The sequence below is a fragment of the Psychrobacter sp. T6-6 genome (assembly GCF_052258185.1).
Classification (GTDB): domain Bacteria; phylum Pseudomonadota; class Gammaproteobacteria; order Pseudomonadales; family Moraxellaceae; genus Psychrobacter.
Genome location: NZ_JBQQEX010000003.1, coordinates 25,899 through 38,707, shown reverse-complemented (window position 1 = coordinate 38,707; position 12,809 = coordinate 25,899). Strand labels below are relative to the sequence as shown.

Annotated in this window: 7 protein-coding genes; 2 read left to right on the top strand and 5 right to left on the bottom strand. The window is 44.6% G+C overall.

Features of this window, described 5'->3' with window-relative positions; genetic code table 11:
• Positions 1 to 301: 301 nt before the first annotated feature.
• Positions 302 to 841, bottom strand: coding sequence for a hypothetical protein (locus tag ACTXGL_RS06055; RefSeq protein WP_443525586.1), 540 nt, complete (start codon positions 839 to 841; stop codon positions 302 to 304).
• Between the two features lie 319 nt (positions 842 to 1,160).
• On the opposite strand from ACTXGL_RS06055, the gene ACTXGL_RS06050 reads away from it, so the two are divergent.
• On the top strand, positions 1,161 to 2,000 hold the full coding sequence (locus tag ACTXGL_RS06050; protein WP_443525584.1) for an HAD family hydrolase: 840 nt from the start codon (positions 1,161 to 1,163) through the stop codon (positions 1,998 to 2,000).
• 66 nt (positions 2,001 to 2,066) lie between these two features.
• Here the strand turns inward: ACTXGL_RS06050 and ACTXGL_RS06045 are convergent, their stop codons facing one another.
• A complete protein-coding gene (locus tag ACTXGL_RS06045) occupies positions 2,067 to 2,864 on the bottom strand; it encodes a 3-oxoacyl-ACP reductase (RefSeq protein ID WP_443525583.1) in 798 nt (265 codons plus the stop codon).
• 368 nt (positions 2,865 to 3,232) lie between these two features.
• Here ACTXGL_RS06045 and ACTXGL_RS06040 point away from each other — a divergent pair, with 368 nt between their 5' ends.
• Complete coding sequence (locus ACTXGL_RS06040) at positions 3,233 to 4,360, top strand: ABC transporter substrate-binding protein (RefSeq protein WP_443525582.1); 1,128 nt, start codon at positions 3,233 to 3,235, stop codon at positions 4,358 to 4,360.
• A gap of 94 nt (positions 4,361 to 4,454) precedes the next feature.
• Here ACTXGL_RS06040 and ACTXGL_RS06035 read toward each other — a convergent pair whose 3' ends face one another.
• The 3 genes from ACTXGL_RS06035 to gltB all read right to left on the bottom strand — a co-directional run bounded on the left by ACTXGL_RS06035 (position 4,455) and on the right by gltB (position 12,020).
• A complete protein-coding gene (locus ACTXGL_RS06035) occupies positions 4,455 to 5,666 on the bottom strand; it encodes an FUSC family protein (RefSeq protein ID WP_443525581.1) in 1,212 nt (403 codons plus the stop codon).
• A 203-nt stretch (positions 5,667 to 5,869) separates the two neighbouring features.
• Complete coding sequence (locus ACTXGL_RS06030) at positions 5,870 to 7,291, bottom strand: FAD-dependent oxidoreductase (RefSeq protein WP_319050978.1); 1,422 nt, start codon at positions 7,289 to 7,291, stop codon at positions 5,870 to 5,872.
• A 265-nt stretch (positions 7,292 to 7,556) separates the two neighbouring features.
• Positions 7,557 to 12,020: a glutamate synthase large subunit gene (gene gltB, locus ACTXGL_RS06025; RefSeq protein WP_443525580.1), complete on the bottom strand. Its 4,464-nt coding sequence runs from the start codon at positions 12,018 to 12,020 to the stop codon at positions 7,557 to 7,559.
• Positions 12,021 to 12,809 lie beyond the last annotated feature (789 nt).

Here is a 12,809-nt window from a genome sequence, read left to right as displayed (position 1 = left end):
ATATTCGTCATAGTAAAATAACACTACAACTCTTGGCATTACTAGGGCGATAGCATTATTCTAATCAGTTAAAAGTTTAATCCATATTTCTTTATAACACTAATTCAATCCCAAAATAGCACTAGCTGGGTTTTTCTTGTTGAGTTGATGACGTTTTAGTATCTGTTTACTAATTTTAATCAATTTTTCCACCATTTACTGTCATATATTTAACACATACAGCTAGATTGCATTGATTAAAAACCCGCTTATAAACGCTGTATAAAAAACTCTTTGTATTTAATTTTAGATTATCTATATATCAATAGCGACCCATCTCAACGGTTGTCTCAGCGAGTACCGTATCACCTTGCCATGCCTGCACATCCACCGTATAGAGGTGGTTTTTGCCACCTGAGCAAGGTGGTTTGTAGGCACCGCGAATATCGCCCTTACGGCTACGATACTCTGCTATCATCTCAATACCGACTGGCACTTCATAAGTATGCCCGAACACACGTGGTACTTTGGCATTCATTGCGCCTTCTGGTAGCGCAAACTCTACGATACCATGTCCACCACTTTGCATACGCTTATTGCTGACGTCGTTATAAACGAACACCAAGCTCTCTGCACCTGTTGGAATATTTGAGACAGTCATACTGGGTGTGGCTGGACTTTTGCCATCGTAGTTCAAACATTGCTGCCCTTCAGGTATTGTTTTACCATTCCAAATAGCATCGTCAAATGTAACATCCATCGCAAAGACATGCGTAGATAAGGCTAACGTTGTACAAACCATAAGCGTTTTTGTGGTGAGTGACTTTATAGTAGAAATATTAATAATAGTAGAAACGTTCATATTTATTCCTTTAAATAGCTGATGCGTTAGCGACGTACCATGATTAGTATATTGCTAACTGTTGGCGGTGGTTTGGTACTAACCTACTAGTTAAACTGCCCTATTAGTAAAACTACGCTATTCAGTGACCGATATCGTTGGGGGTTTTGTTACATTTTTGGACAAACGTCAGTCAACCTTAACACGATAGCATCGAGCACTTGATTGTCAGATGACTTTACAACATCACAGGTTACGCTATGAGTATTTATCTCTTTAGCGCTGTTGTAGTAGTATTTAAATCATGAGTATCTAAACGACCAAAAATAATAGGATCATCATGTTTATCGAAGATAAAATTGCCAAAGAAAATATAACCACTAAGACCCCAGCGCCCAAAATCATATTTTTTGATATTGATGATACTTTGAGTCGTGGCGGTATCATTGCTGCACACAATAAAACCACCCTTGAACAGCTAGCAGACACTGATATTAAATTGGTGATTTCGACTGGTCGCTCCAAAGCTATACTGCCCGAAGATATTCTGGGTCTGCTTGATGTCGGCGTATTGGACGCTATTATTTGTATGAATGGACAATATAGCTTCGATAAAAACGGCCGAATCAGCCACTATCCATTGACGGATGGGCAAGCGGAAAAAATCGTGCGTCTTTGTGAGCAGAGCCAGCTCATTCATAAGTTTGACTCCGCCACTCATATCGCATGGTCGGGTGAAAACGATCGATTACGTCAGTTCAATGCGATAACGCCCAATTCTATCGTTGACCCTGAGTACTATCAATCAAACACCATCTATCAGTGTTCTGTATTTTTTAATAACCAGCAAGAAAAGATGCAGAATATTGACTTTGCACAGTACGACCTAAAGCTGGTTCACTGGCATCAAATTGGCGCAGATATCTTACCCGCGGATGCCTCTAAAGCCCGCGGAATAAAAGATGTATGTGCATATTATGGCGTAGAGGCAAGCGACTGCATGGCGTTTGGTGATGGGTTTAATGACCTTGAGATGTTTGATTTGGTTGGATTCGCCGTGGCGATGGGCGATGCACAACCTGATCTGATAGAGCGTGCTGATTTCGTCACGGGGACAATCGAAGAGTATGGTATACAAGCAATATTAGAGCCATTTTATGCGGTGCCCGTAGCTAAATAAACCGTAGCCAAATACAAGCATCGCGCTTATTGATTTGGCTACTTTGACTCGCATTAATCATACAATCTAAGGCATAGTCAGACCGCCATCAACAGCAATTGATTGTCCAGTAATAGCCATACTCAAATCAGATGCCATAAGTAATACGGAGTTGGCAAAGTCAGCTACCGAAGTTGCTTGACGCAGCGGCGTGGTGATCGCGATATAATCGAACACGTCTTCAGTCGTCAAGCTACTCGCATCGGTTGTCTTTAATAACCCGCCTGCCAGTAAGTTCACACGAATACCATATTGCCCAAGCTCGCTTGCTAAATTACGCGTCAAGCCAATCAGTGCAGATTTTGCCGTAGTATAGTCGTAATAAGTGACGACAGGGTTGTAGACAAGGTTGGTTGAGATATTGATAATTTTACCCATCTGCTGTGTTTTCATCTGTGGCAATACGGCTTGTGTTGTATTGACTGCGCCTTTGACAATACCATCCATCTGCTGCGAGAAATGCGACCACTTGACGGTTTCAATACTGGTGTATTCAGCACTTGGGTCAAACTTGTAATACGGTAAGGCATTGTTGACCAATATATCGATATGACCATAACGGCTGACGACCTCAGCAGCCATTGCTTGTACTTGCTCAAGCTCAGTAACATCTGCCTGATAAGCAAAGGCCTGTCCGCCCGCCCCTACGATATCAGCAACTACCGTATTGGCGGCGTCTACGCTGCTTAGATAGTTGACACAGACAATGGCGCCTGCTGCTGCCATTTGCTGGGCAATCTGTGCACCAAGCCCGCGACTAGCGCCAGTGACAATTGCAACCTTATTGGTGAGTAGCGCTGGTATAACAGAGGTGTGTTCAGACATCGTATTGCATCCTTTACTATTGTGGTGTGTTCAATGTTCTATAGGTTCGGCTGTGAGACTATGCTGGTCTTTATACTGCTTCCTATACCCATTGTAGTATGGTTATATACTATCATCACTCAGCTTATCATTGGCAATGACCTAAAAAACCTGCTTAGCACGCGTTACCTCTACACTTAATGTATAAGTCTATTCGATGAGCAATATTCACTGTTTTTATTAGTATGACTCCGCACTGTCTTGGTAATTGCCCTTTAAATCGCATGGAATAATAACCATAATAGGGTTATTGGTGACGCTATTCATCTATCGTTTTGCTATTTTCATTTTCTTTTTACTTTGTATTGTCTTTATTTAGGAGAGCTATTTTGACTCATTTATCATCGTTTCACCCAGACAACCCAACCCCTATCGGACGTATCGTACCAAAGGCACTGCTAGCAGCAGCGATTGGTTTGGCACTGGCCAGTTGTAGCAGTTCTGATAACGCTGCAGATGGTAGCGCTGCGGCGAGCAATGAGACGCTCAACTTGTACAACTGGTCAGAGTATATGCCGCAAGAGATTTTGGATGGATTTGAAGAAGAGACTGGCATCTCGGTCAATTACACCACGTTTGACTCTAATGAAGCGATGTACGCCAAACTCAAACTGCTTGATGACTCTAGTCAATACGATCTGGCAATACCCTCAACGTATTATGTCGAAAAAATGGCGAAAGAAGGACTGTTGCAAGAGCTAGATAAGTCTAAATTAAGCAACTTTAAAAACCTCGATACGTCATTTACTAACACCAAAGTCGATCCTGAAAATAAGTACTCTATCCCTTATATGTGGGGTAGCACCGGTCTTGCGATAAATGGTGATAGTGTCGATCCTGCGACTGTAAATAGCTGGAATGACTTATGGGATCCTAAGTACAAAGGTCAGGTGATGCTGACCAACGATGTACGTGAAGTGTTTGGTATGGCTTTGCTGACGCTTGGCTACTCGGGTAACAGTAGCAACCCTGACGAGATCGAAGCGGCTTATGATAAGCTGACTGACTTGATGCCAAATGTCAAGACCTTTAACTCTGATGCAACACGTATGCCCTATATTGAGGGTGAAACGTCGCTTGGTATGACTTGGAATGGCGAGGCTGTCATGGCAAATGACGAGGGTCTGACCAGCTTGGTTTATAAATACCCAAGTGAAGGCGCGATATTGTGGATGGATAACTTTGTTATTCCAAAAAACGCCAAACAAGTTGATGCAGCACACAAATTTATCGATTATCTGCTGCGTCCTGAAAACGCTAAGATCGTTAGTGAAGAGATCGGTTATGCCTCACCAAACATGGCTGCGCGTGAGCTGATGGACGACAGTGTTCAGAACAACCCGACAATTTATCCTTCTAAAGAAGTCCTTGCACAAGCTGAGTTCCAAGAAGATGTAGGCGACGAAGCGTTGCAGGTATATCAGCAGTACTGGGATAAACTAAAAACTGGTCGTTAATAGCCATAGCTTAGTAACGATTTAGAGTTTTAGAAATAAAGTAAATCTTTAAGAGCAAAACGCTGATCCTAAATGGTCAGCGTTTTTTTGTGCGTTATAAGTGCAAATCTGTCTCACCGCCCTGCTCTTTCATCCGGCGCTGCTCACGGCGCTGATAACCCAAACCTGACGCTGCAAACCAGTGAGGCTTACAGGTCTGTAGCAAATCACTCAACTGCTGCAGCTGCGTCTGCAAAGTCTGCGTCAACCAAAAATATCCCTGCCATTCAAACGCCAAGTGCTGCACGCTTGGGTACTCCGATACAGCAATGCGAGTAATAGGACGAAACACTTCGTCGCTCGGGCTACGTAGCACCGCTGCGATATGCTGCATAGCTTGCGTCAACTCATGCTGATAATGTATCAATAGCACATGGTTTTCTTCATCTATCTCGATATTCGCCAAGCGCGGTGCAGCACTCAACAATAAATCAATCGTACCAATGATATTACGATGCGTGCGCTGAATCGTCTCTAGCGTCTCTTTTTCAATCCCTGACTCACTTGCTGTTGCGGCGATATGAGGGCGTACGGCTAGCAGGCGTTTATTGATTTGCTGCAACGCGTTGACTAGTGCTCGATCGACAGGCACCTCCTCTACAGGAAAAGCTACTGGGTTTACCTTTTGGACAGAATCATCCACTACCCCATCTGCTGCATCAATATGATGACCTACGCCCGCGTAGAGACTGCTACAGGCGTCGAGATTGCTGCTCAGCAAGAACCGCCACATCAAAGTCGATTTCAGTGGCAAAATAAGCGTAACCGCAACGGCAACACCTGTACCCAACAAAATATTTAGAGCACGGTAAATACCATCTTGACCAATACTGTTATTGCCCAAGTCAGAGACAATCATCAGCATGGTAATACCCGTCAGCAGTCCTGTATATCCAAGCTTTCTGACAGCTAGATAGCCAATGATACCGCTTAGTAGACCGATGAGCGCATAGTCTACCCATAGCCATGCGCCTGCATTTTGATTGAACCATAGTACGCCAAGGGCAGCAGCAATACCGAATAGCGTACCTAATATGCGCTCTTTTGCCTTAGTATAGATCGCACCTTGATACTGCAACAAACCAAGAATGATAAAAACCGTAATGGTCGTCCACTCTCCATGTGGCAAACCAGTGAGTTTGTTGACCAAAAAAGCCAGTATTACGGCCGCACCCAAACGAATAGCGTGCAAAACATCTGCATGCTGATATCGAACATAAGGTTCAGTAAATGGAGCAGTAATACGCTGGTAAAGGGTTGGTTTCACGCAAGGCTACTCTTTTTAGTTGATAAGCGAGATAGATGACTATTAAAACAGATCATACAGCACATAGATTGCTCACAAACATGCTAGCAGTTGAACCTCCATTTACAAAGCATTAATCAAAAAAAACGCCTTTTGCCTATTAAAGACAAAAAACGTTCAATTATGAACCAAAGCCATAAGTGGCTAAGCTTAGGTAAATATAACTACACTTCCAAAAAGTCTAGGATACCTTCCGCTGCCTGACGACCTTCCCAAATCGCCGTGACGACCAAATCAGAACCGCGAACCATATCGCCCCCAGCAAAGATCTTTGGATTTTTGGTTTGGAACTTGTAAGGCTGCTCTTCAAGAGCCAGTACAAGACCATTGAGATCCATTTCAACCTCATAACCTTCAAACCAATCAGCAGGACTGGGTCTAAAGCCGAATGCCATAATGACCGCATCACATGGGATAATCTCTTCAGAGTTAGGAATGGGCTCAGGACGCCTACGACCGCGGTTATCTGGCTCACCTAAGTGAGTCGTCACGACCTTAACCCCATTAACCTTACCATTTAAGCCAATGATTTCGGTAGGCTGACGGTTGAATAAAAACTCAACGCCTTCTTCACGTGCATTGACTACTTCGCGGCGTGAGCCAGGCATATTTTCTTCATCACGGCGATAGGCACAGACCACTTGTTCAGCACCTTGGCGAATACTGGTACGGTTACAGTCCATCGCTGTATCGCCGCCGCCTAGTACCACCACTCTTTTGCCCTTGAAGTCGATATACTCTTCGGCATCTTTTTCCCAGTCATTGCAACGGTTTACATTGGCAATCAAGTAATCTAGCGCATCATAAACGCCTGTCAGCTCTTCACCTGCAAAGCCGCCGCGCATATACGTGTATGTTCCCATACCCATAAAGACCGCGTCATACTCAGCCAATAGCTCGTCAATAGTGACGTCAGTGCCGATCTCAGTCTCTAAGCGGAACTCCATACCCATGTCTTCAAAGATCACACGGCGATTGCGCATGACGTCTTTTTCCATTTTAAACTCAGGAATACCAAAAGTCAGCAAACCACCAATCTCAGGACGCTTATCAAAGACGACAGGTTTGACGCCATTTCTGACCAAAATATCTGCACAGCCAAGACCCGCTGGTCCTGCACCAATGACCGCGACTTTTTTGTCTGTCCAAACGACTTCAGACATATCTGGACGCCAGCCCAATGCAAACGCAGTATCGTTAATGTATTTTTCTACATTGCCGATAGTCACGGCACCAAAGCCATCATTCAGCGTACAAGCGCCCTCACACAAACGATCTTGAGGGCAAACACGACCACAAACTTCAGGCAACGTATTGGTACGGTGGCAGAGTTCAGCTGCTTGAAAGATCTGTCCTTCGGTGGCCAGTTTTAGCCAGTTAGGGATATAGTTATGGACTGGACATTTCCACTCACAGTAAGGGTTACCACATTCAAGGCAACGATGCGACTGCTGTGCAACGGCTTCGTTTTCGAACGGTTTATAAATTTCGACAAACTCTGTTGAACGTGTGGCAATGTCTTTTTTGGTGGGATCAAAACGAGGTACATCTAAAAACTGAAAATTATTTTCTAAGCGTTTTGCCATGGTGCTATCTCTTTTATCTAAGGTTCTTTTATAGTGAGCGGCGACCATCAGCAATGTCTCATTTATCTGCTACCCTATTTGGGTTAACACTGAGACTTATGATGTACTGTGGTCGCTTACCTGCTAAAAACCTGTGAGTTAAACGTCTCTAAAAACGGAACGCTGGCTAACCTAATCAAAACTATCGATACTCTATGCCTACCAAGTAGCGATCATAAAGTCATAAATAGCAAATGATCGTTACTGAGTAAGCATTACAGATCGACTACTGAGGATCTGCCATAGTGGTTTTGAGGAGGCTTGCGATATTTGCCGCTTTTGGCTTCACCAAATAGAACTTACGAACGTAATGTTCAAAGTCATCTAGTATGGTCTGGCCCCATGCGCTACCTGTTTTTTCTACGTGAGTCTCAATCACTTGTTGCAAGTGAATACGATGCTCTTCGGTTTGCTCGCTTGAGATACGGTTGAGATCGATCAGCTCATGGTTACAGCGATCAAAGAAATCTCCTTCCATATCGAGTACATAAGCAAAACCACCGGTCATACCAGCACCAAAGTTGAGGCCAGTACGTCCAAGGATAGTCACGATACCGCCTGTCATGTATTCACAGCAATGATCACCTGTGCCTTCGATGACAGCATGCGTACCTGAGTTACGTACCCCAAAACGCTCACCTGCTGTACCAGCAGCATATAGCTTACCGCCTGTTGCCCCGTATAGGCAGGTATTACCAATGATGGCGGTTTCTTGTGCTGTAAAGTTCGAATTTTTTGGCGGGTAAATAACAATCTCACCGCCTGCCATACCTTTACCGACATAGTCATTGGCATCGCCTTCAAGCTCAATATTCAGACCGCCCGCATTCCATACACCCAAGCTCTGACCTGCTGTACCAGTAAGACGAAGCTTGATCGGCATATCACTCATGCCAAGGTTGCCCCATACTTGTGCAATCTCACCAGAGATACGAGCACCGATAGAGCGGTCACAGTTACCAACGAAATAGTTGTAATCACCGCCTGAACCTTGGCGAATATTCACAATCATATCGCTAATCATCTGTTCAGCAAGTAACCCTTTATCAAATGGCTCGTTACGCTCCACTTGACACGTCTGGGCTTTGCCCACACTAGCTGGATGACTAAATAGCAATGGGGTCAAATCAAGATGGCGCTGCTTTTCAGTATTGCCTTCTAAAATATCGAGCAAGTCAGTACGACCGACCAGCTCTTCCATACTACGAACCCCTAGCGCTGCTAACCATTCGCGTGTTTCGGTCGCCACAAACTTAAAGAAGTTAATCAGCATTTCTGCTTCGCCAATGAAATGCTCATCACGCAGTTTGGCTTTTTGGGTAGCTACGCCTGTTGGGCAGTTGTTCAAATGACAGATACGTAGGTATTTACAACCAACCGCAATCATCGGCGTGGTACCAAAACCAAAGCTTTCTGCACCAAGAATAGCGGCCTTGACGACATCCAGTCCTGTTTTTAAGCCACCATCAGTCTGAACACGTACCTTATCACGTAATCCATTCACTCGTAGAGACTGATGAGTCTCAGCCAGACCCAGCTCCCATGGTGAGCCTGCATGGTGGATAGACGATAGCGGAGACGCTGCTGTACCACCATCATAACCTGAGATAGTAATCAGATCGGCATAGGCTTTTGCAACGCCCGTTGCGATTGTTCCCACACCTGGACGCGACACCAATTTAACTGATACTAATGCGTCTGGATTGACTTGTTTTAAATCAAAAATCAACTGCGCCAAGTCTTCGATAGAGTAAATATCGTGATGCGGCGGCGGTGAGATCAGTGTCACTCCTGGCACCGAATAACGTAAACGTGCAATCAGCGCGTTTACTTTACCACCAGGCAGCTGTCCACCTTCACCTGGCTTAGCGCCTTGAGCAACTTTAATCTGCATCACCTCAGCTGAGCGTAGATAGGCAGGCGTCACGCCAAAACGACCAGAGGCAACTTGCTTGATTTTTGAGTTGCGCAGCGTACCGTAACGCGCAGGATCTTCGCCGCCTTCACCAGAGTTTGAGCGCCCACCGATGGTATTCATAGCCATCGCGATTGACTCGTGCGCTTCAGGAGATAGCGCGCCTAACGACATACCAGCTGAATCAAAACGGGTTAAAATCTCAGAGATATCCTCTACATCATTGACATCAATACTGTTGTCAGTTTTGAGTTGCAACAAATCACGTAACGTCGCAACCGGACGGCTATTGACCAGATTGGCATAATTCTGATAGTTCTCATAATCACCTGTACGTACTGCTGTATGTAGGCTGTTGATCACATCAGGGTTAAAAGCATGGTACTCTTTGTTAAAGACAAACTTGAGCAAGCCACCCTGATCTAGTGGTGCACGGCGCTTAAATGCATTGGCAGCCAGTTGCGCTTGGTCAGCAGCAAGATCTGCAAAGGTAGCGCCTTTGATACGGCTTTGTACGCCTTTAAAGCATAGATTTACCACTTCTTCTGATAGACCAACTGCTTCAAACAGCTGTGCCCCGCGATAAGAGACAATGGTAGAGATACCCATTTTCGAAAGGATTTTTAGTAAGCCTTTATCCAGGCCTTTACGGAAATTGACGCGTGCTTGGATCGGATCACCAAGCAGCTCACCAGTAGCAACCAAGTCATCAATGACATCATATGCTAGGTATGGATACACACAGGTTGCACCAAAGCCAATCAATACTGCTATTTGATGCGAGTCACGAGCAAGACCTGTCTCAATCACTAAGTTGGCATCGGTACGAATACCCTGAGCGATAAGGTAATGGTGTACGGCGCCAGTAACCATAATAGCGTTGGCCGGTACTTTGTCTGCATCGATATCTCTATCAGATAAGACAATCAACGTATGACCTGAGCGGATGTTATCTGCCACTTCCTCACAAATAGCGACGATAGCATCAGATAGCTCCAGAGTACGGTCATAGTTTAGATCAATACGGGCCATCTTAAACGCTGGATCATCCAGTTTTTCAAGCTGCTGCATCTTGCTGGCTGACAAAACTGGTGACGACAAGATAATACGGTGCGCGTCTCTCGCTGATGGTGCAAATACGTTAGTCTCAGCACCTAAGCATGTCTGCAATGACATCACAATAGATTCACGGAGTGGATCGATTGGTGGGTTGGTTACCTGAGCAAACTGCTGACGGAAAAAATCACCGACATGGCGAATTTGCTGTGACAACACTGCCATTGGCGTGTCATCACCCATCGAGCCAACTGGTTCCTGACCGTTTTCGGCATTGGGGCGAATGATTTCTGTACGCTCTTCATTGGTGATGTGGTACATCTTCTGTAAGGCTTTTAACTTGTCACCGCGGCACGATTGCGTGGCCAAAGTTTCTTCTAAGCGCTCATCATCACGAACACGCGTCGCCTCTTCACGTAACCACCTACGGTACGGATGTGCGTTTTTCAGTAAGTTTGCAATGGCTGTGGTATCCATCACTTGACCTGTTAGCGTATCGATTACTAGCATCTGACCAGGCCCAACACGGCCTTTTGCCAATACGTCCGTTGGCTCATAATCCCAAACGCCAACCTCTGAGGCAACAGTGATATAGCCATTTTTGGTAGTTACCCAACGTGACGGACGTAGACCGTTTCTATCAAGCATACAAACGGCATAACGACCATCTTGAATCACGAGTCCTGCTGGACCATCCCACGCTTCCATATGCTGCGAGTAAAACTCATAAAACGCGCGTAAGTCCATGTCCATACTATCGACATTCTGCCATGCAGGTGGCACCAAAATCGACATTGCATGGAACAGATTCATACCACCAGACATTAGCACTTCAAGCATATTGTCTAAGCTTGATGAGTCAGAGCCTGTACTATTTACAAGTGGTGTCAGCTCATTCAAGTTAGGCAGTTTATCTGATTTGAGTTTTGGCGTACGTGCTTTAGACCAGTTGCGGTTACCTGTGATGGTGTTCAATTCGCCATTATGGGCAAGGTAACGGAATGGCTGTGCCAATGGCCAGCGCGGCAATGTATTGGTGGAGAAACGCTGATGGAACACAACGATATGTGACGCCAGGCGCTCATCTTGTAAATCTAAAAAGAATGCTGGTAGATCTGAAGGCATCACCAGACCTTTATAGATAATTGTCTGGCAACTCAATGAACAGACATAAAACAGCTCGTCGTCAGCCAAGCGCTGCTCTGCTTTTTTGCGTGCGACAAACAGCTTACGATTAAAGTCATCCGCAGCCAAATCATCTGGCGCGTTGACGAATACTTGCTTAAAGTCTGGCAACGTTTCACGGCCAATATCACCGACGATGCTCAAATCAAGTGGCACATCGCGCCAGCCAGCTACTTCTAATCCTTGGGCTTTAATCTCATCGCTTAGCACTTGCTGGCTATGTTTGGCTTTATCATCGTCCAAATTGACGAACACCATACCAACAGCAAAATTATCTGTGATTGCAAATTGCTGCTCATGGGCAATCTGTTTAAAAAAGTCGGTAGGCGTTGCTAATAGCAGGCCACAACCATCACCAGTTCTACCATCAGCTGCTACGCCGCCGCGGTGTGTCATACAACTTAAACTATGAATGGCGGTTTTTACCAAGTCATGGCTGGCTTGACCTTCAATATGAGCAATCAGACCAAAACCGCAATTATCAGAAAAATCATCTGGCGTGGCCAGGTGTGTTTGCGAGGAAATCATCGACATAGCTTGTCCTTTTAAGTAGACGGGCAACTTACACCTCCAATGCGGAATATAAGCTGGTACCCGTAGGCAGAACGGGCTGATAATGGATATTCGGGTTTTCTCGAATTAGTAAATGGCGCGAGGCTCAATAGACATCATGCTCTAGCAGCAAGTAAACCCCTGACCCTCCTGGTCATTAGATAATGTCGTGACATATGCTTCATATATTAATAGACAGTAAGTAGCAGCCCTTGGCAACGGGGTAACTTATACTCCTAAATGCCAGTTACTTACTCATTAATATCTTATGTCATTCGTTTAAGCATCGTTTGTTATGTTGTCATGTCTAGCAATGAAGGCTGGACATCTGACCATTTAATAACCGTGCATTTGGTTCGTTTTGAATATCTGACGCTCTGTATTCAAGCGCTTTATTCACCCTAAAAAGAGTGATAATAAGAGAGGTTGCGTCACTTACGATAACTTTATTGTAGATGGCAAGTAGCCGCGCTTGAGACAACAAATTATAGTTACAAAACCAAAAAAACCTTGGATTTATAACTAAATGATTGTTTAATAAACAGTTTTTACGATAACTATACAGAACGTCGCCCACAGTTATATTAGTTAATGATTCACAAAAAATCTAGTCTTTTCTGTCGATTCATCAGCCATAATTTGTAAGAAGACTTATTACTATTGGTTATAGGATAGACAACAACGCTATTAAAAATTTAATGTAATAAGACCATATAAGGCTTCGCTGCGTTGATATATATCAGTTTATCTCCGTTGATATCTCTTTTAAAT